This window comes from Kineosporia babensis (assembly GCF_021129305.1).
Lineage (GTDB): Bacteria > Actinomycetota > Actinomycetes > Actinomycetales > Kineosporiaceae > Kineosporia > Kineosporia babensis.
Genome location: NZ_JAJOMB010000035.1, coordinates 1 through 25,781 on the forward strand (window position 1 = coordinate 1; position 25,781 = coordinate 25,781).

The following is a 25,781-nucleotide window of genomic DNA, read 5'->3' on the forward strand; positions in this document are numbered from 1 at the left end:
CGGATGCCTTGCGCTCTCCTTGGGATAGGCCGACGTAGGTGATCCCCTTGCGTACGGTTCGGGTGATACCCAGGAAGTAGTTGAATGCACCTTGAACTTTCCAGTTCGCGCTCTCCCCGTCGCCGCCCGGGGAAATGAGGTAGAACAGTTCGCCCTTGTAGTAACTCAGTATGTTCTCAGTGACGACATTGGCTCCGGCGCAGTAGTGGAAGATGATCTCGGCACCAGGGTCTCCGTCGATGGGGCCTGCGCCGGCGTAGGGGTCACCGGGCCAGCAGGCAATGGGAACGGTCTTGATCAGCAGGCGATCCCGTGTTCGGACGCGGAACTGGGCGTTGTCTCCTCGCCTTACGACGCCGAGTTGGTCGGCGATCTTGTCTCCGTCGATGTCGATCCGTTTCACTACTCTGCATCCTTGTACGCCCGTGCAGGCTCCAGGGTTCTTCACTTTGACCGCCGTAGCGGCTGACGAGGAAGGTGCCGTGATGGTGGTACCAGCGAAGGAGAAGCGCCAAGATCCGCTGTGGGAAGCGCGAACTCGGGCGGTTAGGGCTCCTTCGGCGCTCGAGCGGAGCGTGGCCACTTTCTTCCAGCGATTGGTGCCGGACGAGCGGAAATCCAGTCGAACCTGCTGTCGCTCTACAGGCGCGCCGTCGAGCAGGCCGCTGAACGTAAGCAGCGCGCCCTTGAGGATGCTGGTGCCTGAAGCGGCGATCGTCAGGTTGGAACTGCCGCGCACCAATGGGTCACGTACGAAAGCCTTCTGGCTGACTTCGTTCCCGTTCGGGTCAAACAGCGTGAGCCCGGCCAATACGACGTAGCGGCCTAATTCCAGGGCCTGGCTCGTGTCATAGGTAGCGCTCCAGACGTCCACGTCGTCCGTGTCCTGGGTCCGGGTCAACTTGCCTGCCAGGTTCACAACCCCCTGACTGTTGCTGGGAGGTCGCACCGTGAGGTGGAAGGCAGTCCGGTAGCCAGCCTGCTCGCCATCGGTGTAGCCGTCTTGATGGCGCGGGATGGGTTCCAGCGGCATGTTGGCGAATGTGCTCGAGGGACAGTGGCTGGATGTCCTGCAGGTGGCTCGTGGCCTGTCTGCACGGAATCGGTTGATGTTGGCGTTGGCTTACGACGCCGCGTTGCGTCGGGAGGAGCTGTGCTCGCTGCGGACCGATGATCTGGATCCGGCTCATCGCACGCTGCGCGTTCGGGCGCAGACGACAAAGAACCGCTTGGAGCGGGTGGTTCCGTACTCGGCATCGACCGGCGTGTTGATGTCGGCATACCTGGAGCATCGGGCCACGCTGACCCGGGCTCGAGGCGCTCTGTTCGTGTCAGAGTCGCGGCGTAATCCGGGTCAGCCTCTGAGTTTGTGGACGTGGTCGAAAGTTGTTCGCCAGATTGCTATCACGGCTGGAGCTGAACGGTTCTCAACGCACACGACCCGACATCTGTGTCTGACTGACCTGGCCCGGATGGGCTGGGAGCTGCACGCGATCGCAACGTTCGCCGGGCACAGGAACACCGATTCCACTTTGCGTTACATTCATTTGTCTGGCCGGGACCTGGCCGACAAGCTGGCCCGGGCATGGACCACGTCCACGCCTGGCGAATTCAGGCGCTCACTGCGGAATCTGTCGTCGTGACGGGCGGGCAAAGGTGAGCGCTTCACCGACGTCCGCCGGAGGTGTCGCTGACGGAGCCGGACGCTGGGCGTGGCCGGTCGAGGTGGACCGTTATGACCGGTCCGCTGCCCTGCGGCCGGCCGAGGTAAGGGGCGTAGAGGACCTCGGGGTGCACAATCTGCGGCGCCTGCAGCACCACGACCCGCACGCACCCGACTGGCGAAAGATCGCTCGCCTGCTGGCACCGCTGGAGGCAGTCAACGCTGCCCTGGACTCGCCAGCGACCACGCACCGACGTCGAGCCATGCTCGACACGGTCGCTCTTCTGCTGACTCACTGCGCCGAGACCGGCCGCACCTTCTGGGCCTGGACCGGCGAGGAGTGGATCCATCTGCTCGGCCGCGACCAGATCCAGTTCCACCGGCATTCACCCGCGTGGGCGGGCGACGAGGTTCGGCCCTATCTCGCCGCTCATGCCTACCTGCTGGGCTCTTTCACTGATTTCCACAAACTGGGCAGCTTCCAACGCCTAACCTTGTCCCGGCGGATCTTCGGACGTGCCCGAGTAGACGAGGAGATAACCCGCATCCGCGCCGTTCTCGGCGCCTGGGGATACCAATTGGGCCGCCCCGAGGACACCTTGCTGCCGATGGTCGCCTGCCAGGTGTTCCTCCTCAATCGCAGCCCATACTGCGAGGATCTCGATACGGATCTGTTCGACCGCATCCGCGAGAACCGCATGCTGCAGGGGCCTCAACTCAACACTCTCCATGCGCTGCAGCGGGCCGTTGCCGATCTCGGGTTCTGCGATCCTCCTCAGCAGCGCACCGGCCGCCAGAATGCCCGGGCCAGTGGCGGAGCCAGGGTCTGGGAACAATGGGTCGATCGCTGGCACGACACCTCCACACTCACCCCGGGCGTTCGTGGCGACTTCCGCTGCACCCTGCTGCGAGTGGGCCGGTGGATCGCGGCCGAACATCCCGAAGCCGGGGACCCAAGCGACTGGACCCGCCAGACCTGCGCGACCTGGATCGCCGCGCTCGACCGGATGAACGTCGGCGACTACGTCCAGCGCACCGTCGGGCTCAAGGACCGTCTGGGCAAACCTCTGGAAGCTGCCACGAAGGCCGGTCAGATCACCGCGCTGCGCACGTTCTTCCGTGACTGTCAGGAATGGGATTGGCTGCCGCAACGTTTCGATCCTCAACGCGCCCTTGCCGTTCCCCGCACCATCGCGGCATTACTTGGCCCCGACCCGCGGATCATCGCCGACGAGATCTGGGCGAAACTCCTGTGGGCCGGTCTGAACCTCAGCGCTGAGGATCTCCCGCAGACCCAGGCCGGACACTTCTACCCCTTCGAACTGGTCCGTGCACTCACCCTTACCTGGCTGTTCTCAGGCCAGAGAAGCAACGAGATCTCCCGCCTGAGAACGGGCTGCATCCGCTGGCAGCATCAGGACGCCACCATCGATAGCACCTCGGATCATCCTCGGCCAGGCCATCGACGCATGGCAGTCCCTGCGACCGGCCCAGCCGAAGTTCACCGATCGCCGAACCGGGGAACGCGTAGATCTGCTGTTCGCCGTTCGTGCCCAGCGTGTTTCGACCAGCTACATCAACAATACGGTCATCCCGATGCTCTGCCGCAAGGCGGGAGTCCCGCCCGCCGATATTCGTGGCAGCATCACCAGCCACCGCGCCCGCTCAACCATCGCCAGCCAGCTCTACAACGCCAAGGAACCGATGACCTTGTTCGAGCTTCAGGCGTGGCTCGGGCACCGATCGCCGCAGTCCTCCCAGTACTACGCGAAGATCACCCCGAACACACTCTCCAAAGCCTACAGCGAAGCAGGGTATTTCGAGCGGAACGTTCGCACCGTCGAAGTCCTCATCGATCGCGACAAGGTCGCCTCGGGCGCCGCTGCCGACGGTGACCCCTGGCAGCACTACGACCTCGGCCACGGATACTGCACCTACACCTTCTTCGAACAGTGCCAGCACCGTATGGCCTGCGCCCGCTGCGACTTCTACACCCCGAAAGAATCAACGAAAGCCCAACTCCTGGAAGCCAAAGGAAATCTCCAGAGGATGGCCGTCTCGATCTCGCTGACTGATGACGAGCACGCGGCCGTCACCGACGGACAGAGCGCGCTCGATCGTCTCCTGACCAGACTCGCCGATATCCCCACCCCGGCCGGCCCCACTCCGAGCCAGTTGAGCCAGACACCGAGCACGGCTCGGCTCTTACCGATCGCCGCAGTCCGACAGGGCAAAGCGGCACACACTTGACAATCGAGATTCCACAGATTGATGCGGGTGTTGTGGCCTTCGACAGGGCCGCTGGAGTAGGGCAGGGACAGTCCTGCGCGCACGGCGTCGTAGTCGGTGAGCAGGCCACGGGCGAAGGACTTCAGCTCGGGTTGATCGGTGGTGACGTTCACCTGCGCGAGCCAGGTGTTCAGATTTCGGTCGCCGGTGCGTCTGGTCATCATCTCGGCGAAGCCGCGGACATGCTGGGCCAGGGGTAGGCAGTTCTCCAAGAGGTGATTCAGGCCGACTTTTTCGTCAGCGTCGAGGTCATCGGGGCGAGTGCACAACCGCCGAGTCAGTTCGCGCACGGTCAATGGTTTGCGGGCTGGACTGGCGGACGGTGTCTCGATGCGCCAGGGCTGGAGATACTTGCGCAGGGCGTTGCCTTGTCCTCGGTAGCCTCGTGCGCGGAGCAGGCCCAGGAGGACGGCGGCGTTCGTGATGCCCGAAGTCCATTGCTGGCGGAGGAAGTCACGGTGCTGGTCGAGTTCTCGTCCACGGCCGGCTCGGTGACCGCGATACAGCTCCTCAGGTCGGGCGGCTCGCGCGAACACCCTGACCGTGCCCCGCGACAGGCCGGTACGGCGCATGATCTCCCGGAGCGAGAGCTTCTGATCCAGAAGGTCATGCACGACGTGCCACCGTTCTTGATGGCGCGCATCGAGACCGGTCACGGGGCCTGCATTGACGACATTGAGCGTTGTTGGCTCACCGGGCTCCGCTGGGTATGCCCCGGGCTCATCAACGCCCTGCTCATGTGGAAGGTGTTCTTCTGAAATGTGTTTCCAGGAACTGCGCAGCCGTTTGACCGCCTTCTCGACGTGGCCAGCGAGGTTGTGCCAAAGGTGCCACCGGTCAGCCACCTGTACTGCGTCGGGGATCGCATCCCGCGTGGCCTGGGCATATGCACCGGCACGATCGCGACAGACGACGTGAACGTCGTTGCCGTGCTCGTGCAACCAGGTGGTGAGCGTCTCGGAGTCTCGGCCGGCGGGGAGATCGAGCGGGCGACGCGTGTCGAGGTCGATCAGGACAGTGCCGTAGTTGTGCCCTCGGCGCAGCGCGAAGTCGTCTACTCCCAAGATGCGTAAACCCCTTTCGGGAGAATCCGGGTCGGGCAGCCGTCGAACGATGCGCACCAGCGTGTCCCGCTCGACGGGCAACCCGAGACCGCTGGCCAGGCGGGCTCCTGCCCGGCCGGCCAGGACCAGGGCGATCTGAGCCAGCATGGCTCCGGCCAGGACCGTTCGGCGCGCGTGGCGGTGAGTCACCTCGGGGATCTGCTCGCTGAACGTGGCCTGCGGACAAGAAACGTTCTCACAGCGGAATCGGCGCACCTGCAGCCTGATGGTCGCCGTCCGGCCGGACATCGGAGCATCCATCAGTGTCCGCCGGTAGCGGCCGTGGACGCGGACTGAACTGGCTCCGCAGCGATGACAGACGGCCTCACAAGTGCGGCTTTCGGCTCGCAGGGTCACGCTCGAACTGGCGGAACTGGCTACAGTCAGACGCAACTGAGTCAGGTGGGCGGAACCTGTCAACCTGTTTGAGACACTACGCTGCCGAGGTCTTATGTAGATCCTGGTCGGATTCGATGGTCGATGGTGGCTTGTTGATCCAGGTCTTGGCCGGGAGGCCTGGTGCGGTGGGCCGACGGCGGAAACGCTCAGGGTGCTGGTCGTAGGCTTGGTTGAGGATCTTCTGACGGTGGTCGCGGGCGTCTTTCCAGGTGCCGTCGTGGACGGAGGCGGGCGTGTAGAGACCGATGCCGGAGTGGCGGTGCTCGTTGTTGTAGTAGCGGAAGAAGATGGTGAGGAAGATCTGAGCGTCGCCGAGGCCTGTGAAGAACTCGGGAAACGCCGGGCAATACTTCAGGGTCTTGAAAGCTGATTCGCTGTAGGGATTGTCGTTCGACGTGTGGGGTCGGGACAACGACCGGTTGACGCGTAGATCGGCCAGGAGGTCCGCGACGTCCTTGCTGGTCATCGAGGTCCCGTTGTCGGAGTGCACGGTGTGTGGCATCACCCCGCCGTTGCGCTCGATCGCATGGTTGATGAATTCTGCTGCCAAGGGTCTGGTTTCGGTTGAATGGACCTCCCAGTGGATGACCTTGCGTGAGTAGATGTCGAGAACGACGTACAGGTCGAGGTAAACGCCCTTGGTAGCCGTCTTGAGTTTCGTGATGTCCCAGGACCAGACCTGGTCTGGTCCTGTGGCCACGAGCTCGGGCCTGGTCCGGGGTGGATGGCGCGCCTGGGCTCGGCGTTCGATGACCTGGTCGGCGTCGCGCAGGACGCGGTAGAACGTGGAAATGCTTCCGAGATAGGTTCCTTCGTCGATGAGGACGGCCCATGCCTGGGAGGCGGACTTGTCGGCGAACCGGTCGCTGTCGAGTTCATGAAGGATCCGGGCTCGTTCCCCGTCGCTCAGCGCGGCCGGCTGGACGCCTCCTCCGGGCGCACGGGGCGGCCCCAGGACCGGCGGGCGCTGGCGCCGGTAGTGCGTGGCCCGGGCCACGCCCAGGAGCCGGCAGGCCGCCTGGGTCGAAGAGTTCGCCGCGACCACAGCGAACGTCTGCCTGGTGATCGCTGCTACTTCTGCTGAGTGTCCGCGCTCTCGGAGAGCGTCTCCAAGAGCGCGACCATTTTTCCCATGGCCTCCGTGACCGCCTTGCTGCGGGCCAGTTCCGCCTGCAGGCGCGCGTTTTCCTTCCGGAGCTTGCGGTTCTCCGCCGATTCCGTGCTGGTCTTGGCCGGACCGGCCGAAGGGGCCAGGGCGGCGTGGGCGCCCTCGGCGGCGGCCTTGCGCCAGTTCTGGATGTGAGAGTGGTAGAGGCCTTCCCTGCGTAGCAGGGCGCCCCGGTCCCCGGCAGCTTCCAACTGGTCGTACTCGGCCAGGATCCTGGCCTTGTACGCCGCTGGGAACGTGCGGCGCTTACGCTGCCCGGCCCGCGGCCCTGGCCTGCCCTTGGGCGGCTCCTGTGGCCGGTCGGGGCCCTGCGACGTCATGTCTGCCACTGTCAATGTCACCGTTCATGATCCACATCTCGCCCTGCTTGCTACAGATGAGAGTACGTCCTTCATGTCTCACACAAGGCTGGCAGAGAGGGGGGGAAGAAGTGCCTCATCGAGATCACACTTTCGATCATGGCCATTACAACACCCGAGGTCAGCGCGCCACGCCGCAAACCATCACATAAAGTGCGCCAGAACCACTTTTCAGGAAGCTGCGACAAGCCCTGCGTTGCGGAGCCGAGAGGGGCCGCGCGTGCAGGTGACTCGGCGGATGAAAGCTGACCCTACATACCAACGACATCTCGATCCACCAGCCAATCGGGCGATCCAGACGGTGGAACTTCGCTCCACATCGGTCCTGGACGATCGATGGCGCTGCTCCGTTCGGTCGACCGGTTGATTCGTTACTCTCGGGTTTACCGGCCAAGATCAACAAGTGGAGCCAGAACTCGCTAAAACGCGGGACCAGACGAGGGATGTTATGGCCAGACGGCCCGACGTCTGGTCTCGGCCAGCAGTACAGAACTTGTCTGCAGCTCCTGTCGAGCGTGCGGAAGGCCTGGTCAGAGGGCACTAGAACAAGTTGTGGACGTAATAGCAGCTGTCCTTGCTGGCGTATCAAGTTGTGCGAGGAGAGGACACCGCTCATGCGCTTTCCAGATCTGCCCAATCGACCGCCGGGAAGCTGCTTTCTGCGGTCCCGAACGTTCCAGATCCCTGTCTGCCAGGCATGGCCGGCGGAGCGGGGTACCTGTTGTGGCGGTGAGCAGTGATGCTGTACCGCCCGGGCGGCGGGTCCTCGCCCCGGCGTGCAGCGCTGCCGCAGCGCTGGCTCGCGTTCTTAGGCGTCGCGCTCGCGGTCTGCATCGTCATCATGATCCTGGCGAAGGGGATCGCCTCCAACTCCGATTCAGACAATGAACAGCTGTCGGGCAGTTCCCCGGTAAACGAGTCACAGGACTCGACCTTGACGGCGGAGGACGGTCTACCGGCAACTGACACCACGCAGTGGTCGATGGATGCGAGCAGTACCGCAGCGTCGGTATTGGTCGGCCCTGAGGTTCAGAGAGCTCGTGATGAAGTTGCCGCACGGGCGATGCCGGAGGCCGGTACCGGTCGCGCGTACGGCCGGGCGGAACCACCCACGGTGGCGATCCCACCCTCGATCGACCTGCCGCAAGCCCAGGATGTGGACGAGGTGGGCGTGGCCACGGGTTTCCCAGCCACGCAGGAGGGCGCCGTGGCACAGTTGGCGGCCATCGCGAGCGCCGCCGCAGACTCCTCTTCGCTGCCAGGGGTGGAGCGAGTTCGGCAGGGATGGGTGGCATCGGGTGGCCCGGGTGTAGGGGAGTGGACCTGGAGGTCCACGATGGCGCACCTTCTGACCACCATGGATGCGCCACTCGTGGGCTCGCCGGGTGTGAGAGTGAGCGGGCGTCCGGTGATGGGGCTGGTGAAGGACACCGGGGGACAGGAGGTCGGTGCGGGGTGGGCTGTGGTGTGTGTGAACGTCGCGCTGCACGTGCAGGTGAACGGTGCCGGCCATGATGGGGTGGTGGCTGACTGTCAGCGGATGCTGTGGGACGGTCGGCGGTGGCTGATCGGGCCGGGCGCTGTTCCTGCGCAGTTGGTGTCTCAGCCGGAGCCGGGCACGGATGCTGCGTATGCGGCGGGCTTTCGTGATCTAACGGCGGAACCCCATACTGCCGGGCGCAGTTCGGGTTCTGCTGGAACCGAACTCCAGGGAGCGGCTCCGGAGCGGGGAAAGTCATGAGTCCCGTCCCCAGCGGCTTGCACAGGCCCTCACCGCGCTACGGGCAGCCATCCTCAGGGCTTCCGCAAGCCCAGACGATCATGCTGCATGCCAGGGCAGCGGGCGCCGGGCTCATCCTGCTGGCCATCGTGGCCGGAATCCCTACCATTCTGATCGTTTTCGGTGCCGGTCCTGTCCACACACTGACCTATGTCCGGGATGTTGTCGCAGGCGGACAGTACGTGTGGTTGCTCCTGGCCGCTCCGAGCATGCTGGTGTGGCTCTGGTGGATGTGGGCCGTCGCAGCCATCGTTCGGGAAATCAGGCGCATGCGGGGCCAACTCATCCAAGGACGGCAGTCCAAGCGTCCACCGGAAGGACCCGCATCGGTCAGCGACGGGCAGGACACAGGACCAGGACGCTGGTGGATCCGTCTCTTGGTCACCACCGTCGCCCTCGCCCCGATCAGTCTCCCGGCCACAGCGCTCGCCGCTCCGAGCGCCAGCACCGCTCCCGCCGTCGTCGAGTCGTCCTCCACACCGGCAACCACCGAAATGGCATCGGCACCGTCGCGGTCCGCAGACACCAACCCTCCGCCATCGACCTCCCCGGCTTCCCGCGAGGCGCTGACCGGATCTGAAGAAGAGAAAGAGCTGCCTGCAGTGCGGGCCGTCGTCGTGCAACCACGCGGGTCCGGCACCACGTTGTGGGGACTGGCCAGCACCTACCTGGGAGACGGCACGCGCTGGAACGAGATCTGGGCCTTGAACGAGGGACGCCGGCAGAACGACGGAACCACCATGCAGACCCCGTCCTTCCTGCGACCGGGCTGGACGATCCTGATCCCCGGCCCTGATCAGCAGATCCCCGCCCGCACAAAGACCGATTCCCCACACCCGGAACAGGACCCCACCGCCCATCGGGTGCGCTACACCATCGCCGCCGGTGACCGCCTCGCGGACATCGCCGACCGTTTCCTCGGCGACCCTCACACCTACCCGCGCCTGCACGCCCTCAACCAGGGCGAGGTCACGGACGCCGACCACATCGAGACCGGCGCCACGATCTGGCTCCCCGAACAGACCCACGACCGCGGCACCCGCCGCCACGCCCGCGGAATCGCGTCACCGCAGGTCGAGGACGAGACGTCACGCACGACCACCTCCGATCGGAAGAACCGACACGGCGAGCGAGGTGATGACGTGACGACGTCGCCGCAACGACCCCGGCCGTCTACCGAGGCGAGCGCACCCCGCCCGCAACCGGTCACGCCATCGCCGAGCACCTCGTCCTCTGCTCCTGACACCCGACCTGGCCCCACCAGCCCACCCGCAACCCCGACACCCGAGCGCAGCGCACCAGCCAGCAGCACGACCAGCACCGGTGGCTCGTGGCAATGGATCCTCGGACTCGGCGGAGGGATACTTGCGATCCTTCTCCTGCGACGCAGCCGGACCCGCCGCAACGACTGGACCCGCAACCGCCCGCCGCATCAGCGCCGCGGCACGGGCAGCGATGAAGGCCAGTCGATCACCGAGCCCGAGGGCGACCACGAACTCGACACTGTCCAGACCCTCGGAAGCCTCACATCCGTTCAGCAGGAACAGCTCTCGACCGACAGCGCGAACGACCTACGACGCCCGGCGATCGACCAGGCGCGCGTCGCCATCCATCGGATGGCGCAGGAAACCTTCGCATCCAGAACAACTCCCAGCAGTCCCGACCACCAGACAGAGCTTGCCCCCAACCCTGCCGCTGGTCAGCTCATACCCGAACGCGAACCGGACGTGCCCGCTGCCACCCACCACCAAGGTCAGGCCGAGCCTGCATTACACCCCAGCCCATCCCGCGCAACCCCGCCGCTGCCTGCAGTCGCCAGCACGGCGGCACCCTCCCAGGAACCGCTACGCGTTCCTCACCTCCTGCCCCTTCCCGACAACCACCAGGATCATCCCCAGATCCTGAGCCGGCCCACCTCGGTCAACGGCACCCATCGGCGAGCACGACACCGAGCAGAACCACCCACTGAGCACCCCACCCCCCAGGTTCGCGCCGCCTCACCGCCGCAACCAGACCGCGATAGACCACCTGGCACGCTCGAGCACGCCGCACCCGGCGCGGTCGGCCAACCACAGCCCGCGGTCAGCAACAGTCTCACCGCAGCAGCCAGTGAGCCCCAGCGCGCTCTGGCCGCCCCCGAAACGCACGAAGAGAACTGGGAGAGCAGACCACCGAAGGACCAGACGAGCGCGCTGCCGTTGCAGTCTGCGCAAATCCGTCTCTTCGGCACCCCCGCCGTCCTCGACAGCACCGGCGCACCCGTCACCGGGCTACGCCGACAAGCCCTCGCCCTGCTCCTGTACCTGGTCCTGCACCCCGACGGCGGTGCCACCGACCAACTCCAAGAAGCCCTCTGGCCCGACGCCACCCTCGCCAGCGCCAAAAAACGATTCTCGACCGAACTGTCCAACCTACGACGGACCATGCGCACCGCCGCCGGCGTCCACGACCAAAGCTTCGACGCGGTCCCCGCCGACCGAGGCCACTACCGACTCCTGCCCAGCCTCGACATCGACGTCTGGACCTTCACCCGCGAACTCGCCCTCGCCCGCACCGACCCCGAGCACCGCGAACAACACCTGCGTCGCGCCCTCACCGCCCAGAACGGACACCTCGCCGACGACGGCACCACCGGCTACCCCTGGCTCACCCCACACCGCAACCATTTCCGCCGCGAACGAGCCCGCGCCAAACGTGCGCTCGCCGACCTCATCCAGGCCGAACACCCCCACGAAGCCCGCGCCCTCATCACCCAAGCCGAACAAGCCGAAACCGGCCTACCCCCAGCCGCCCACACCAAGATCACGCCAGTCAGCCCCACCGGCCCAAGGACCACCCCATGACCGGCCACACCCCGCCCGCACCCACCCGGACCCTCACCCAGAAACTGCACCACCACATCCGCAACGACCCCGACAGCCTCTTCGCCGCCACCGTCTGCCTCATCCTCGGATCCATCGCCTTCGCCGGCTCCGCCACCCACATCCTCCACGTCGGCGCCTACCCCCACGTCAACGTCACCGGCTGGCTCGTCTGGAGCGTCGCCGGAAGCCTCGAAGCACTCGCCGCCTACGCCGCCTGGGAAGCCCGACGACGCCACGGATGGAACCGGGTCATCCCCATCCTGGTCCTGCTGGCCTCACTGGCCTTCATCGTCCTGGCCAACCTCGCGGCCGCCGACGCGCACGCGTGGGCCGCACGGCTGCCCTGGGCTGATGCGTTCGCGGTCGTCCCGCCGCTGGCTTTCCTGTCGGTTGCTGCCATCGCAGAAAGCAGATCCTGGAAACGAGCGGGATCACCACGAGCAGCGAAAACACCGCGGGCAGGGAAACCGTCGGCGGAGCCGAGGAAACCAAAACAGGAAGGAGACAGCCAGAATGCTGGGCAGAAGAAGCAGATAACCGGTGGCGCGCCTTCGGAAGGCACCAGTCTGAGGCAACCTACGGTGCTGCCGGGAGAAGATCGAGCTGCCGCAGTGGAACGGTGGCTGCGGGAAGGACATCGCTGGAAGGCGATGATCGGCGCCGGTATGGAGCACTTCGCTGTCGGCCAGACCGCCATGAAGAACGAGATTCGCCGCGCCCGCACACGCACGGCCCCAGAAGTAGCGGGCAGCTGATCGTGCCACATGCCATCTGGCTGTCGGTTCCGCCTGAAGACTCCTGGCCCACTTCTTCCGGGTGAAACGTGAACCACCTCGCTTAGATGGGCGACCGGTTCTTCGAGTCTTTTGGCGGTGCCTGTCGGCGATTTAACGGCTCAGAGCATCAGGCGTGTATTCCGTCCCGTTCAAGGGAGAGGCCGGTTCAGGATCGCGCTGTTCAGTCTGTTCAGGGTTGGTTCAAGCGCAGCACGCCACACGCCCGCGTTCCACAGGGACCGCTGGTTGGCCGCTTTCGTCTTGGCGTACCACCAAGTGGCTAAGCTGGCACGGAGTTCTGCGACTGATGGCATCATCTGCGATGTCCGGCACCTCAGCGCACCAGCCGATGGCGCTGAAGAGCCGGCACGCACATGAACGGGGTGGGCCCGTTGTCGGGCCGGAACGATCGGGGAAACGGGGATGGGACAACGACCGGCGGATCTGGACCCGTCACTGTCCAGCGCTGCCTACTTCGGCGCGCAGTTGCGCCAGCTTCGGACACAACGAGGGCTGTCCCTCTCCAAGCTGGGCCAGTTGGTGCACACCGGTGGCGACTTGCTGGGCAAGATCGAGAAGGCTCAGCGCCGGGCAACGCCGGAGCTCATCGAAGCCTTGGACGCCGAACTGGGGGCGGACGGATCGCTGATCCTCGCTGCGCCCGCCACTCGGCTGTCGAAAGGTACTTCACCGCCCTTGGACTTCCTGAAGCTCATGCCTGGAGGGCGTGTCGCCATGGACCCGGCCATTGCAGGTCTGCGGGAGATGCTGCGGGGTTTGCGCCAGGTCGACCACGCTCTCGGGTCGGGACCGGCCTTGGCCATTGTGCGTGCTCAGCTCCACGTGGCTGACGCCATTCTGCTGGCCGCCAGCAACGAAGCTGAAAGACGTTCTGCGCTCGCTGTAGTCGCTGAACTCCACCAACTAGCTGGCTGGATGCACTTCGACCGCGGTGAGCTTGCCCCGGCCGAATCTGCTCTTACCCGGGCACGGAGTATGGCCGAGGAGGCAGGCCAGGCTGATCTGGCTGCCTACGTTCTTGGCCCCAGTCACGGCTTTATGACCGCCAATCACGGCCACCTACCGGTCGGCAGAGAGCTCTGCGCGCAGGCGCTCGCGCAGGCGCAGCGCAGCGGCAACCGCCGCCTGACAGCGTTCGTGGTGACCATCGCTGCCCGGATCGAGGCCAAGCTCGGTGAGGAGAAGGCCTGCAGAATGATGCTGGACCTCGCAGCCGCTGAACTGGAGCTGGCTCGCTCAGGAGCCTCGAGCAGTCCTGACCCGGACTGGCTGTCCGTCTTTGACGAGGCCGCGCTGGCTGGCCACGCTGGCAGTTGCCTGCTGGATCTCGGCTCTCATGGAGCGGCCATCACCGCACTGACTCAGCAAGACGAAACAGCCAGCGACCTGTTCGTACGCAACCGCGTCATCTGGCAGCTCGACCGCAGCGATGCCCACCTCGCGCAGGGCGAAGTCGCGCCCGCCTGTGACGATCTCTACGCGGCCTGGCAAGCAGCAGCCGGGACCACCTCCGCGCGCCTGACCCATCGCCTGGCAATCAGCCTCAACAACCTCACTCCTTGGCAAAGCACCGCAGAGGTCAAGGAACTTCGGGCACGCGTCCTGGCAGGTGCAGGCTGACGTCGCGGTATCTCCAGGCTGACAGCTACTGGGGTTCTCGGCTGTAGGGGTAGGTGGCCCATTCCAGAGCTTTAACGCCTCCGTCGGCGTCACGTCGGACGAACATCCGTTCGCCCTTCATCCGTCCCGATGCAGCGCGGAACGAGTCGCTCGTCACGCGGTCGAAACGTGTAGCGGACGATGCGGCAGCTTCGGCCAGATGGGCGTGCAGGGTCCCGTCAGACCAGGTGAAGACGGTCTCCTCGGATTCAGACCACCAGCGGCCTAGGACGCCCACCAGTTCTGGGGGGCAGGGGGCCGTGTCGGTCTTCGGCACCGCAACGGTCGGCGTCATGCTCTGCGGGACGGGGATGAGCTCTTCCAGGATCTCCGTGGTCAGGTTTCCGAGCCGCACCCCTCGGGTGACGTTGGTCAGAGCGACTACGACTGTTCCGCTGCGACGCTCCAAGGTCATGGAGGCCAAGAATCCAGGCATGGCGCCCGTGTGTCCGGATAGCACCCCGCGCTCGCGACGGTTCAGCATGAGGCCTAGTCCCCAGCCCTGAGTCCAAGCCTGCTGGTCGACTATGATCTGGGGTCGATGCATGGCCTCGACCACGCTGGCCGGGACGATGTCCGGTGCGCCGCCGAGCAACGCATTTCCCCAGGTCAGGAGATCGGTTGTGGTGCTCCAGAGTTGGCCACCGACACCGATCACGCCTTGATCCATCACCGGCTCGGGAATGAAGCAATCGTTGTAGGGATCCGGCCGATATCCCGTCACAGCCTGGTCAGTGGGCTGCCACATCGTGCTGTTCAGCGCCAGCGGCTTCAGCAATTCCCGATCGATCAGGTCTTCACACGTCTGACCGGACACCGTGGCGATGACCTGACCCAGCACTGCATACCCCAGGTTCGAGTACGCCCATCTCACGCCAGGCTCGTCGACGAACTCCACCTGGGCGAGGAGTTCCATGAACTCTGCGCTGTCTGGGCCCTGCATGGAGGCCCACATCGGATGCGGAGCTTCACGCTGGAGGCCGCTGCTGTGGGCCAGAAGTTGACGGACGAGCGGCCTACCGGCGGAGGTTCCGGGAAGGTACGCCTCAACCGGTTCGTCCAAGCTCAACAGCCCGCGTTCGACCAGCAGCAGGGTGAGCGCAGCGGTGAACGTCTTGGTGATCGAACCGATCCGGAACGCGGTATCAGCATCCACCAGTCGCCTGGTCGATGTCTCGGCGTAGCCGGCCTGGACTAGATGCCGTTCAGCCTCGGATCGACTGACTCCCACGGCCAAGGCCGGCAGCCGTTGCGCCCGGAGCGTCTGAGTAACGCGCAGGTGCAGGACCTCATCGACGGACGCGGTCATTCCTGATCTCCGGCGGTCATAGTCCCAGCCTGCCAGTCCGATCGCCAACCCGTCACGCTCCAGGAACTTGCACGCTGGTTGCGGCATGCAGACAGCAGCGATCGTCCGCATCCACCGTCTTGTTCGGCTCGGCTGATACCCATCAAATGGTCTTCAACAAATTGCTTTCCGGATAGGAGAACGGAAGGAGCGTTGCGCGGCCTGAAGACCGGAATTACACGACGCATGCGACCGTCGCCAAGACGCTCCCAGAGAAGCGCTGGGACGGGTGACAGCCACCCGCCGACACCCTCCACCCGTCTCGGCGCCAGGCCGCCTGCTATCGCACTGATCATGAGAAGAATCGCGGCGTGAAGTCCAGCGATGGCCTTCGTTGGGTGGCATCTCCCCGAACAGCACTGAGCACAAATGACCACCGCGTATCCCGCTGATGTGAGCGCCGTCCCGTTCCGGGAAGTCACTCAAGGTTGTCCTTGTGAGAGAGTGTGGTGAAACGCAATTGGATGATCCGGTAATGAAACTTATTCTTATGAATGTTATTTCATTAGATTCGGGTCGTATGTGACGGAAGCCGTGCTGCGGCTGTAGCGTTCGTCGCCGCTCGCCTTTCATCAACCATCAGCTATCAATGAATTCTCGAGGAGAACCTGTGGTTGCTACCGCCTCAGCATCAACTAACCCCAGTGCCGATGAACTACGTGCGGAGATGGTCTCTGTCATGGTGGACAAGGGACTGGCACGCTCGCCCGAGGTCATCGAGGCGTTGAAGGCGGTCCCGCGGCATCTGGTGAAGGGCGTGGACCCCGAGCTCGTCTATGACCCCTACAAGGCAGCGGTGACGAAGCCCGGTCGGGACGGCGTTAACCTCAGCTCGGTCTCAGCGGCCTACATCCAGGCGACGCAGTTGGAACAGGCGCAGGTCGAGAAGGGGCATCGCGTTCTCGAAATCGGATCGGGTGGCGTCAACGCCGCCTACCTCGCAGAGTTGGTGGGTCCAGCCGGTCAGGTAGTGACGATGGACATCGACTCGGACGTGACCACCCGGGCCACGGAGTTCCTTAAGAGCAACGGCTATGAGCAAGTGACCGTGCTGACAGGCGACGCTGGTTTCGGAGCCCAGGAGTTTGCTCCGTTCGACCGCATCGTGGTCACGGTTGAGACCACCGATATTGCCGAGGCGTGGTGGGATCAACTCAGCGATGACGGCATCATCGTGGCGCCGATGCGGTGGCAGAGTCAGCGCCGAAGCGTGGCGCTTGTCCGCCAGACGAAGGACACGCTCGTCGCGGACAACATCGCGCAGGCCGGCTTCGTACCGCTGCAGGGGATCGGCGAGGAACGAGAGACCGTCATCGCCTTGCTCGACGACGCCCAGCAGCGGGCCACTCTACGCGTCGAGGACAGCACCCTCGTCGATGCTGAGGCCCTGACCCAAGCTATCCAGTCGGACGCTACCCATGTCTGGACCGGAGTAAACCTTCCGCAGGAACCGCGGTTCGCGCCACTGGACCTATGGCTGGCCACTCTCCTGAACACCGTCGTCCTGACGGGCACCGCCGGGGCGCACGAGGCCCCCGATATTCCTCAGCCGTCGCCGATCGGCAGGCCCACGCTGGTCGAGGGCTCCAGCATGGCTTATAGGACCCTGCGTCCCAACGGCTCCGAGTGGGAACTCGGCGTCATTGGGTACGGGCCGGCCGCCTCGGACCTGGCCGAGCGCTACGCGGAAGCGATCCGATCGTGGAGCCCACAGCGCCGGCCCCAGCTGACCGTTACCCGTAACCCGTCGCCGACGCCTGTTACGACCGGGCTCGCGAGCCGCAGCGTGCAGCGGCGCAACAGCACGCTCACGATCGCCTGGTCGTAGACCCTCGGGGGTCTACGAGCAGGAGCACCAAAGAAAACAGATCCCAACCATCAGGAGGTACACACCATGGAGGACTTCGACCTCGACATCACCACCGTCGCGTCCGCGCCGCGGTCGCCGGACCTGCTCAACAGCACCGACGACGGTTGCGGGGAGACCCCCGACCCGGCCGGTGTGAACGGCCTGCTCTGATCTGAACACGCCGGGGCCACGGGCTCACGCTCGTGGCCCCGGCCGGGCAGAAGGATGCGCCATGACATATCTCTGCACAGGATTAGGGCAACTGCGATCGGCGAGAATGCCTCTGTCCGAGCCGTTCCCGGTGCCCCCTTCCGAGGACGCCGACACGAGGGCCTGGCTGCGGTGGTTGGATGGCCTGTGGCGTGTGCCCCTGCTGGCCGAAGCCATTGGTGCGGCCAGCCCGGATCTCACCCGTGCCATCGAAGGTCTGCTGAGTAATGATCGGCCCTCCCTCCAGGAAACCCGGCGGGTGAGCAGCGCGGCCCTGCACTATGCGCTGCGTGCGTGGTATCGGGCGACGCCCTTCGGGCTGTTCTCCGCGACGGGCCCGCTCGCGGTGGGGGAGACGTGCTCCACCCCTTCGGACGTCACCGAGACGGTGGTGGCTCGCGCTGACGCTCGATGGCTGGCCGCTTGCATGGACCGGCTGCATGCCAATCCCGATGTTCTCGAGGGTCTCATCGTGGTGGCGGAGCCCACGCACCAGATCAGCCAGGGGCAGGTCCGGGTTCCCTACCGGCCCGGCGCCGTCGGACCTCACCAGGTCACGGCGACCGCCACGGCCGCGCTCGGCGAGTTGTTGGCCACGGCTGCTCGCCCGATACCGGTAGCCCAGGTGACGAACCAGCTTCTGGCCCTGCATCCTGATGTCCCCCGTGACCGGGTGCTGGCGCTCATCTCTGCCGCACTCCGCAACGGCTTTCTGCATTCCAACCTGCGTCCCTCCAGCCTGATCGGCTTCCCCCTGACGCACATCCGCACAGTTCTAGAAAGAACAACCGCGGGATCCCGGAACCAGGACCCGACAGCGCTCGGGCTGATCAAGATCGACAAGGCCCTGACCCGGGCCCGCCAGTCACCGCCGCGGGAACGGCTGGCAGGCTTCGCTCACAGTGCTGGCCCCACGGCCGAGCTGGTTGACGTGGGTGTTCCTCCTCTGATGTTCGACGTCCGCCAACAGGAACCGGTCGTCGTTCCCCACCGGCTGATTCAGGACGTCGCTGAAGCCTTGGACATCATGGCCCGAACCAGCGCACACCCGCAGGGCCCGCCGGCGTGGAAGGACTACCGGACCAGATTCTTCGAAAAGTTTTCTCTCGGGCAGCTGGTCCCGATCCGCGACGTTATCGACCCGGTGATCGGCCTCGGGTACCCGGCCGGATTCCTCGGCTCTACGTGGGTCGCTCGAGACGAGACATTGACCGCACGGGACGCCTACCTGCTCGGTCGCGCCCAGCGCCTGATGATCGCAAGATCGGGAGAGCTCGCGCTGACCAGCGACGACATCGCAGCACTCGATCACCAATGCCAGGGGCACATCTTGCCCGGGACAGATGTGACGGTGGCGGTCCAAGCCGAAAGCGCCCGAGATGTCGAGCAGGGCAAGTATGACGTGGTCATCGAAGGGATCGGATCGGCAGCCGGTGCTCTGTCCGGCCGGTTCCTTCCACTCGGCAATCAGAGCGAGCGCGAACAAGCTGCCGCCATGCACCGTGCCATGCCTACCCTGGACGACGAGGCGGTTCGGGTGCAGCTGTGCTCGCCCCCACTGCGGTGGCGGGCCCAAAACGTCGCCCGCACAGTGCACCTCGTTCCTGAAGTACTGGCCCTCGGCGAGCACACCGAGCACACAACCATGTGGCTTGACGAGATCGCCGTGGCCGCTACCCCCGATCAGCTGTACCTCGTGCATCTGCCCAGTCAGCGCCGCATCGAACCGTTCATGCCTCACTCGGTCGATCTGAAGGACGCGACAGACCCTCTCGCCCGATTCCTTGTCGAACTGCCCCGCTCGCATGTGCCGGTCCTGAACCCGTTCGACTGGGGCGCGGCCTTCAACCTGCCGTATCTACCCCGTGTTCGGACTGGCCGCGTCATCCTGCGACCATCACGCTGGCGTCTTACCGCTGCCGACCTTGCGGGCGAATATGACCCGGATCAGACGATTCAGAGGTGGCGCCAGCAGTGGCGAGTCCCGGCCGTCGTTCAAGCCGGTGAAACAGACCGCCGCTTACGCCTGGATCTTGAACAGCCCGCCTTCCGGCGGGAGCTGGCCACCCTGGTTCGCCAGCGCGGCTCAATCCATGTTCAGGAAGCTGCGCCCGACACTGCCCATGGATGGCTTGGCCGAGTTGGGCAGCTCACTCTGCCGTTTGCCGCGCAGCAGCCACATTCACCGCGACGCAACCGTCCGCCAGCGCCCGTGCTCAGGCGGGCCACCGATGCCCAACGACCCGGTACAGCTCGTACTGTTCTGCTGAGGGTTGAAACAGGCATCAGCCCCGCCATCGACGTTCTCACCGCCGGCCTGAGAGACCTGCTCGACGGCGACTCCCGGGTTGAGCGCTGGTGGTTTACTCGCTACCGCGATCCCCGCCAGCACCTGCGCATCAGGATCACTCTGACCGCAGCGCATCACTTCGGCCAGATCGCCACGCTGATCGCGACCTGGGCGGCTCGCGCACACCACGAGCGACTGGTCGGTGATATCTCATGGCATACCGACCAGCCCGAGACAGGCCGGTACGGAAGCGGTGACACCCTGCAGGCGGCCGAAGCCTTCTTCGCGGCCGACTCCCGTGCCGCCCTTGCCCAGAACACCCCAGGACACGACCCCCACGAACGCCAAGCCCTGCTGATGGCCAGCCTGCTCGACATCACCCACCACCTCGTCGGTGACTACTCCCAGGCGATACGTCTCTGGGAGGACGGCGGGCTCCGAGGCGTCGCAGGCGGAATCGATCGCAAGACCCGGACTCTCGCCTTAAAACTTGGATCCCCGGAACAGGAGCAGCGCTTCGGCGCTCTGATCGGCGCCCCCAACCTGACCCGCAGCTGGAACCAGCGGGAAGGCGCCCTGAAGGGTTACCGCACGGCCCTTCGCAGCGCTGGCCGCCTCCCCGAGCACGTGCTGCCGGCACTCGTGCACCTGCACCACGTGCGGGCCTACGGCCTGGACTCCGCTCATGAGGACCACACCCAGCGTTGCGCCCGCGAGATCGCACATTCTCTGCTGGCCCGAGCCCGAAAGACGGTGACAGCATGAGCAGCGCCACCTGGCCGAGCCACCCGCAGTCCCTGGCACGGGGAGACCTCGGTGCCGCGCTCACCCTGGCGATCGAAGCGCACGCCGATCCCGCGGCCCGCCGGAAGCTGCACCACCATCTGAACCGTTTGGGACCGGTCGTAGATGGTGAAGACGCCGGACTCTTCTACGGCGCCCCCGCCCTCGCATTCGTGCTGCACATGGCCCAAGGCGCCTATCAGAACGCGATCAAGCATCTGGACGAGGTCAACGAACGAGTGACCCGAACGCGTCTTGCGGCAGCGCACCGGCGCATCGACCGCGGCGAACTGGCGGCCTTTACCGAGTACGACGTGTTCCGTGGACTGGCCGGCCTGGCCCTCCTGTGGCTCCAGCGGGGCTCCCGGCCAACCCTCCTTGAGGAGATCCTGACCTACCTCGTACGTCTGACCCAACCGGCCGCGGACGGCCAGACCGGTTGGCGCGTCTGGCATCGCCGAGATGCCTTCACCACGTTCGGCCCTCACACGAACAACGGCCTTGCACACGGCATCTGCGGCCCCTTGGCAGTATTGGCCTTGGCTTGGATCAAAGGAATCAAGGTAACGGGCCACGAAGACGCCATCGCACGTATCATGGAACATCTCGACGCCGTGCAACAGACCAACGGTGTGACCTGTTGGTGGGACCGGTGGGACACCGAATGCCGTACGTCGCCACCTCCGCTTTCATGGTGCTACGGCACCCCGGGGATCGCCCGCGCGCAACAGTTGGCTGGCCTGGCGCTCGACGACTGCGGCCGGCGCAGCACGGTGGAACAGGCAATTCTGCAGCAGATCTCTGCGCCGAACCCCGCAGGGACCGGAGGCTCCACGATTTGCCACGGAACCGCCGGCGTCTTGAGGGCCTGCGAGCACATTGCGCATGACGCAGCGAACCCTGACCTGTTCCGTGACCATATCGACGCTCTGCGCAGCCGGCTCGCTGTCCTCCCCGTCCCGGCGGTGCCCGGGCTTATTGACGGAAGCGCTGGCGTTCGACTTGCGACCCAAGGCAAAGCGCTGCCGTGGGACGCCTGTCTGGCCCTGGTCTGATCGGGAGATGGCGATGGACGGCAATGACCTTGACGAAGCGCAGATCGCTGCTGTGGAGGCGCCTTCCACAACCTGGCTGCAGCTGAACATCGAGTTTGCCCAGAGCTCGCGGGCCGACGAGATCGCCGCCCAGCATCTATTGCCTGTGCTCCAGCAGGCTCACCAGCGTGGTGATCTGACATGGTGGTTCATGCGCAAGCCGCCGGGATGGCGAGTGCGGATGCTCCGGGTGTCTTCCGAGCTGGAGGAGTTCGTCGCGGTGCGGACCGCACTGGAGCGAGCACGCACCAACGGTGTGGTCTCACGCTGGTGGCTGTCGATCTATGAAGAGGAGACCACGGCGTTCGGCGGGCCGCTCGGCATGACCCTTGCACACGACGTGTTCGTCGCCGACAGCACCGGGATCGCCCATCTGCTCACCGAGCGGCCCTTCGGAAAAGATGTACCCGATCGGCGCCTACTGTCGTTGATCTTGATGACGCACCTACAGCGCGCTGCAGGACTGGACCGATATGAACGAGGCGACGTCTGGGCCAAGGTGGCAGCGCAGCGCCCTACCCCCGACTTGGCACCCGAGACACGGAAAACGCTTATAGAGAAAGCCCGGGCACTACTCACCACCGACACAGCCGCCGTCACCTGTGAGAGTGGTCCGTTCAGTGCTGTCTCTGGCTGGGCTCAAGATCTTGCGGCCGTAGGCGCCGAACTCGGGGCGAGCGCCCAGCAGGGGTCAATGGCGCGCGGGCTGCGCTCTGTACTAGCTCTGCACGTACTGTTCCACTGGAATCGGATCGGAATAAGCGTTAACCAGCAGTCAGTTTGGGCGACCGTCTCCAGAGATGCGCTCATTGGCTGATGACCTTGAGCCGGGACGGGTGGAGGGTGTCGGCGGGTGACTGTCACCCGCCCCGGCTTTCTAGGTCAGAGGTTTCACGATCGATCGCGGACCTCTCAACTGACTCCGATCAATCAGACCGAAGTCAAACTGTCGGTGCTCGAGCAGTAGGAGGCGTCATGGCAACCGTCCACGGGTTCGTACCCGTCCCGGTCGTAGGCGCCCTCATCGACGCCCATGATGAATTGGCCCCACTCCTGACGGGAGCAGATGAGAACTGGGCCTTCGGCTGTCTGCCTGTTGGACATCAGCACCACGCCGCCGGGATACTGGCGAATCATTACCGCACAGTCATCTTCGAGCTTTCGTTCCTTGGTGGCAGCGACGAAGTCGCACCACTCCGAGAACGAGAAACGCAGGCGCGGCCCTTTAGGATCCTTCCCATGACGGACCAGCGTTGCGCCCGCAGGCTCGTGGAAAACTTCGAGTGTAGGCATTACTTCGTTCCCTCCAGGACATGCGCCGGTGGTCAGTCGGTCTGGGATCGCGGTGCAGTATCCGATGTGTCATCGCGAGCTTCGTCTTTGACGTAAGTCAGAATCACCAGAGGTACCTCATCGTGGCAGAGGGCAATGAACCTGTTTCGTTCATCCTCTGAGGATCTTTCAAGAGCGGCGTCGAGGATGCTCTGGAACGGAAGGGTCAAGACGACCTGATCACCGCGGGACGCCCACTTCGAAACCGTCCGCGGTGAAACGCCTAGATAGCGTGCGAAATCTACGATCGGTCGACGCAAGGCGTAGCGAAGTGCCTCGGTCATCTTGCCGTTCCACCGCACCACCGTCACGGCGCCATTGATCGTCAGATCGCTGGGGAGGGCCTCTGGTAAGGGGCCGATGGAGTGCTGTGTCTTGACCGATGTTTCCATTAAGTTCCGACCTTCATCTGAGTTTTCACTTCTAGTGAACCTTTCAGAGTGGAGATCGAACCCTCTCGGTCTCCGTGGAGGCCCCGGGCTGCGGTGGTGTCGAAACTCGCCGTAGCCCGGGGCGGTCAGTGAATTGCTGCTGGACAGTTCTGGTGCTGAGCCAGACAGGCGGTGGGATTGGGGTCAAAAAGGGTTTCTGGTCAGCGGCGTTGGGGTAGGTCAATAGATTGTTCCCTTTCAATCATTCTGTTAAGAGTCCACTTTGGACCCCGCAATGTGGACCGGTAGGAGTGGACCGCCCTGCGTGAACCGTGCGCTGTGAACCCGTTCAATCCGAACCGGATCACCCTGGCTCTGTCCGAAACGACCCCATACAATTAGTTTTATGGGGGATAAGCCGCAATCCAAACGGAGTGTTCGACGTTCGCTGGCCCGTCAGGTCCGCGCACTGCGAGAGGCCGCCGGCCTCTCGCACAGGGATCTCGCCGATGCTGGCGCTGGGTCCGTATCGAAATGGAAGAGAATCGAAAAGGCTGAGACACGGCCCAGCCCCGGAGACATCCTGCACCTGTGTCGCATCATCGGTGCCGACGAAGAGACGACGGCGAACCTCGAAGCCATGGCCAAGCAGGATGAGCAGGTCACATGGTACGTCGACCTGGCCAAGGGCCTACCCAACGATCGGGCCTTCTTCACTCTGCTCGAGCTCGAAGCGTTCGCCACCAGCATCGACATCTTCGGTCCAATGCTAGTTCCCGGGTTGGTCCAGTCTCACCGCTACCAGGTCGCGCAGTTCCAGACCGCGCCGGACGGGTTCGACGAGGAGACCATCAACAGGCAGGTGGCTGTTCGCACCAGGCGCCAAGAAGCGATGGCTTCGGCCGACCTGTGCGTTGTCGTCGGAGAAGAAGTGCTCCACCGGCAGGTGGGCGGGCCAGAAGGTATGGAAGAGCAGATCGCCTACCTACGCCAACTGAACGCACTCCCGAATGTCGACATCCGAGTGCTGCCGTTCTCGGTCGGTGCGCACCCCGGTGGCAAGGGCGAGTTCGCTCTGCTGGGCTTCTCGGAAGAGTCGCAAGAGCCGGACGTGCTGCATACGGACGGGTACCTGGCGGCGCAATACTCTGCGGACACCGAGCCGGTGCGGAACGCGCGCCGTCGGTTCGCCATCATCAAGGCGAAGTCCGTACCGATTGAGGAGCATCTGCAATGCGTGACATGAAGATCGACTTCGTGAAGGCATCCGCCAGTGCGGATACCAATCAATGCGTGGAGATGGGGCTGACCAGGGACGACACCGTCTTGGTGCGCGACTCCAAGCAGCACGGGCGGGGCCCTGTTCTAGAAGTCGCCCAGGGTGGGATCGGTGTCTGGGTAGCGGGGGCGAAGAACGGCGAGTTCGACGCTTTGCTCGACTGAGCGGATTTCTGGCACTGCTACGGGGCGCCTCGGCTATCGCCATCGATAGCCGAGGCGCTTGACGTTCGGCACAGCTCTGAATGCCTACTGCACGTCGATGAGAGCGAAAAGCGCCGCGGTTGGTCGTAACAGCTTGATCTGGCCCAAGTGAGTTTTGGCTCCACTTGTGGATCTTGAACGGCCGGCCCGGCGGGAGCGAATCAACCGTTCGGTCATGTGGCGTGTCGAGTGCCCTCGGCCGGTGAAGATCCCTGGAGGGATGCCGGTCGGGCGGTAGATCGTAGCGCTCTCGACCGCTAACCAGCGCTGATTGCCTGGCGGCGGGCCGAATCACCGGAAGCCCGACGGAGACGCCAGGACGTTCTGTACCGGGAGACGGGACCTCCCCGGTACGAGGTAGTGATCGATGAACTGGCGATCCGTCGGTACGCCGCTCAGGCCGAGGTGGTCGGCAAGCAGATCGATCACCTGTTGCTCCTTGGTCATGAGCGTACGAACATCATCATTCGGGCGCTGCCCTTCACCGCCCGGATTGATGCCCAGATGGTTCCCCGGTCCGCGTTCTCCATCTACAGCTACCGTGACCCCGACGACCCCGTGGTCTTTGCGGTGGACATCATCACCTCCGACCTTGGTCATCACGCAGAACGACCAGGTGAACTACTACCGCCAACTGCATCGCGACCTCGCTGAGGCTGCACTGACCACGGCCGACAGCCTCGACTTCCTCGCCACTGTGGCGGAGAACTTGCACAGGACAGGATGACCATCGTGACTGACACCCCCACTTTCCTCACCTGGCGGAAGTCCAGCCACAGCGGAGGCGGTGACAACTGCGTCGAGGTGTCGTTCGACGCTGAGGGCTACGTCGGGGTTCGCGACTCCAAGAACGCCCACGGCGGACACCTGACCTTCTCCACCCAGGAGTGGGAGGCGTTCCACGCCGGAGTCCGGGATGGCGAGTTCTCCTGACCTGCGGT

20 protein-coding genes and 2 pseudogenes are annotated in these 25,781 nt (G+C 64.6%); 15 read left to right on the top strand and 7 right to left on the bottom strand.

What is annotated here, in order from left to right:
- Positions 1-1,033 (bottom strand): annotated as a pseudogene (locus LR394_RS38560) (hypothetical protein); the annotation flags it as partial.
- 10 nt (positions 1,034-1,043) lie between these two features.
- Between LR394_RS38560 and LR394_RS38565 the strand changes: the two are divergent.
- Positions 1,044-1,643, top strand: coding sequence for a tyrosine-type recombinase/integrase (locus LR394_RS38565; RefSeq protein WP_231449667.1), 600 nt, complete (start codon positions 1,044-1,046; stop codon positions 1,641-1,643).
- A gap of 1,595 nt (positions 1,644-3,238) precedes the next feature.
- Complete coding sequence (locus LR394_RS43875; protein WP_407937207.1) at positions 3,239-3,913, top strand: hypothetical protein; 675 nt, start codon at positions 3,239-3,241, stop codon at positions 3,911-3,913.
- A gap of 26 nt (positions 3,914-3,939) precedes the next feature.
- Here the strand turns inward: LR394_RS43875 and LR394_RS38575 are convergent.
- The 3 genes and pseudogenes from LR394_RS38575 to LR394_RS38585 form a co-directional block, all read right to left on the bottom strand.
- A pseudogene (locus tag LR394_RS38575) lies at positions 3,940-5,412 on the bottom strand (ISL3 family transposase); the annotation flags it as partial.
- A 76-nt stretch (positions 5,413-5,488) separates the two neighbouring features.
- Positions 5,489-6,520: an IS3 family transposase gene (locus LR394_RS38580; protein ID WP_331283137.1), complete on the bottom strand. Its 1,032-nt coding sequence runs from the start codon at positions 6,518-6,520 to the stop codon at positions 5,489-5,491.
- 5 nt (positions 6,521-6,525) lie between these two features.
- Complete coding sequence (locus tag LR394_RS38585) at positions 6,526-6,942, bottom strand: transposase (protein ID WP_231449671.1); 417 nt, start codon at positions 6,940-6,942, stop codon at positions 6,526-6,528.
- A 778-nt stretch (positions 6,943-7,720) separates the two neighbouring features.
- Here LR394_RS38585 and LR394_RS38590 point away from each other — a divergent pair.
- From LR394_RS38590 to LR394_RS38605, 4 genes are all read left to right on the top strand, one after another.
- On the top strand, positions 7,721-8,722 hold the full coding sequence (locus LR394_RS38590; protein ID WP_231449672.1) for a hypothetical protein: 1,002 nt from the start codon (positions 7,721-7,723) through the stop codon (positions 8,720-8,722).
- A 641-nt stretch (positions 8,723-9,363) separates the two neighbouring features.
- Positions 9,364-11,604: a LysM peptidoglycan-binding domain-containing protein gene (locus LR394_RS38595; protein WP_231449673.1), complete on the top strand. Its 2,241-nt coding sequence runs from the start codon at positions 9,364-9,366 to the stop codon at positions 11,602-11,604.
- Positions 11,601-12,380, top strand: coding sequence for a hypothetical protein (locus tag LR394_RS38600; protein WP_231449674.1), 780 nt, complete (start codon positions 11,601-11,603; stop codon positions 12,378-12,380). The genes LR394_RS38595 and LR394_RS38600 overlap by 4 nt, the downstream gene beginning before the upstream one ends.
- 444 nt (positions 12,381-12,824) lie before the next feature.
- Entirely contained in the window at positions 12,825-14,042 is a 1,218-nt protein-coding gene (locus LR394_RS38605; RefSeq protein WP_231449675.1) for a helix-turn-helix domain-containing protein, read from the top strand.
- A gap of 25 nt (positions 14,043-14,067) precedes the next feature.
- On the opposite strand, the gene LR394_RS38610 is transcribed toward LR394_RS38605, so the two are convergent.
- A complete protein-coding gene (locus LR394_RS38610) occupies positions 14,068-15,390 on the bottom strand; it encodes a serine hydrolase domain-containing protein (protein ID WP_231449676.1) in 1,323 nt (440 codons plus the stop codon).
- A 628-nt stretch (positions 15,391-16,018) separates the two neighbouring features.
- Here LR394_RS38610 and fxlM point away from each other — a divergent pair.
- The 5 genes from fxlM (at position 16,019) to LR394_RS38635 (ending at position 22,472) form a co-directional block, all read left to right on the top strand.
- Entirely contained in the window at positions 16,019-17,257 is a 1,239-nt protein-coding gene (fxlM, locus tag LR394_RS38615; RefSeq protein ID WP_269330487.1) for a methyltransferase, FxLD system, read from the top strand.
- Positions 17,258-17,323: 66 nt separating this feature from the next.
- Positions 17,324-17,449 (top strand): FxLD family lanthipeptide, encoded by a 126-nt coding sequence (locus LR394_RS38620; RefSeq protein WP_231449678.1) that lies wholly within the window; start codon positions 17,324-17,326, stop codon positions 17,447-17,449.
- Between the two features lie 193 nt (positions 17,450-17,642).
- Complete coding sequence (locus tag LR394_RS38625; protein ID WP_231449679.1) at positions 17,643-20,543, top strand: lantibiotic dehydratase; 2,901 nt, start codon at positions 17,643-17,645, stop codon at positions 20,541-20,543.
- Positions 20,540-21,616 carry a lanthionine synthetase C family protein gene (locus tag LR394_RS38630; protein ID WP_231449680.1) on the top strand — a complete coding sequence of 359 codons (1,077 nt, stop codon included), beginning with the start codon at positions 20,540-20,542 and terminating at the stop codon, positions 21,614-21,616. Before LR394_RS38625 ends, LR394_RS38630 begins: the two co-directional genes overlap by 4 nt.
- Before the next feature lie 13 nt (positions 21,617-21,629).
- Positions 21,630-22,472, top strand: a complete 843-nt coding sequence (locus LR394_RS38635) for a thiopeptide-type bacteriocin biosynthesis protein (RefSeq protein ID WP_231449681.1) — start codon at positions 21,630-21,632, stop codon at positions 22,470-22,472.
- A gap of 113 nt (positions 22,473-22,585) precedes the next feature.
- Here the strand turns inward: LR394_RS38635 and LR394_RS38640 are convergent, their stop codons facing one another.
- Both LR394_RS38640 and LR394_RS38645 read right to left on the bottom strand, forming a co-directional pair.
- Positions 22,586-22,948: a DUF397 domain-containing protein gene (locus LR394_RS38640; RefSeq protein ID WP_231449682.1), complete on the bottom strand. Its 363-nt coding sequence runs from the start codon at positions 22,946-22,948 to the stop codon at positions 22,586-22,588.
- A 32-nt stretch (positions 22,949-22,980) separates the two neighbouring features.
- A complete protein-coding gene (locus LR394_RS38645) occupies positions 22,981-23,379 on the bottom strand; it encodes a helix-turn-helix domain-containing protein (RefSeq protein WP_231449683.1) in 399 nt (132 codons plus the stop codon).
- A gap of 385 nt (positions 23,380-23,764) precedes the next feature.
- Here LR394_RS38645 and LR394_RS38650 point away from each other — a divergent pair, with 385 nt between their 5' ends.
- The 4 genes from LR394_RS38650 to LR394_RS38665 all read left to right on the top strand — a co-directional run bounded on the left by LR394_RS38650 (position 23,765) and on the right by LR394_RS38665 (position 25,773).
- A complete protein-coding gene (locus LR394_RS38650; protein WP_231449684.1) occupies positions 23,765-24,604 on the top strand; it encodes a helix-turn-helix domain-containing protein in 840 nt (279 codons plus the stop codon).
- Entirely contained in the window at positions 24,601-24,801 is a 201-nt protein-coding gene (locus LR394_RS38655) for a DUF397 domain-containing protein (protein WP_231449685.1), read from the top strand. The genes LR394_RS38650 and LR394_RS38655 overlap by 4 nt, the downstream gene beginning before the upstream one ends.
- A 309-nt stretch (positions 24,802-25,110) precedes the next feature.
- Positions 25,111-25,494 (top strand): Scr1 family TA system antitoxin-like transcriptional regulator, encoded by a 384-nt coding sequence (locus LR394_RS38660; protein WP_331283138.1) that lies wholly within the window; start codon positions 25,111-25,113, stop codon positions 25,492-25,494.
- Positions 25,495-25,563: 69 nt separating this feature from the next.
- Entirely contained in the window at positions 25,564-25,773 is a 210-nt protein-coding gene (locus tag LR394_RS38665; protein ID WP_269330488.1) for a DUF397 domain-containing protein, read from the top strand.
- The last annotated feature ends 8 nt before the right edge of the window (positions 25,774-25,781 follow it).

What these genes read in the sequence shown, in the direction of transcription:
- LR394_RS38620 (WP_231449678.1), top strand. Translation starts at nt 17,324, where the DNA reads ATGGAGGACTTCGACCTCGACATCACCACCGTCGCGTCCGCGCCGCGG.
- LR394_RS38650 (WP_231449684.1), top strand. Translation starts at nt 23,765, where the DNA reads ATGGGGGATAAGCCGCAATCCAAACGGAGTGTTCGACGTTCGCTGGCC.
- LR394_RS38630 (WP_231449680.1), top strand. Translation starts at nt 20,540, where the DNA reads ATGAGCAGCGCCACCTGGCCGAGCCACCCGCAGTCCCTGGCACGGGGA.
- LR394_RS38600 (WP_231449674.1), top strand. Translation starts at nt 11,601, where the DNA reads ATGACCGGCCACACCCCGCCCGCACCCACCCGGACCCTCACCCAGAAA.
- LR394_RS38645 (WP_231449683.1), bottom strand. Translation starts at nt 23,379, where the DNA reads ATGGAAACATCGGTCAAGACACAGCACTCCATCGGCCCCTTACCAGAG.
- LR394_RS38665 (WP_269330488.1), top strand. Translation starts at nt 25,564, where the DNA reads ATGACCATCGTGACTGACACCCCCACTTTCCTCACCTGGCGGAAGTCC.
- fxlM (WP_269330487.1), top strand. Translation starts at nt 16,019, where the DNA reads ATGAATTCTCGAGGAGAACCTGTGGTTGCTACCGCCTCAGCATCAACT.
- LR394_RS38655 (WP_231449685.1), top strand. Translation starts at nt 24,601, where the DNA reads ATGAAGATCGACTTCGTGAAGGCATCCGCCAGTGCGGATACCAATCAA.
- LR394_RS38640 (WP_231449682.1), bottom strand. Translation starts at nt 22,948, where the DNA reads ATGCCTACACTCGAAGTTTTCCACGAGCCTGCGGGCGCAACGCTGGTC.
- LR394_RS38605 (WP_231449675.1), top strand. Translation starts at nt 12,825, where the DNA reads ATGGGACAACGACCGGCGGATCTGGACCCGTCACTGTCCAGCGCTGCC.
- LR394_RS38610 (WP_231449676.1), bottom strand. Translation starts at nt 15,390, where the DNA reads ATGACCGCGTCCGTCGATGAGGTCCTGCACCTGCGCGTTACTCAGACG.
- LR394_RS38590 (WP_231449672.1), top strand. Translation starts at nt 7,721, where the DNA reads ATGCTGTACCGCCCGGGCGGCGGGTCCTCGCCCCGGCGTGCAGCGCTG.
- LR394_RS38635 (WP_231449681.1), top strand. Translation starts at nt 21,630, where the DNA reads ATGGACGGCAATGACCTTGACGAAGCGCAGATCGCTGCTGTGGAGGCG.
- LR394_RS38585 (WP_231449671.1), bottom strand. Translation starts at nt 6,942, where the DNA reads ATGACGTCGCAGGGCCCCGACCGGCCACAGGAGCCGCCCAAGGGCAGG.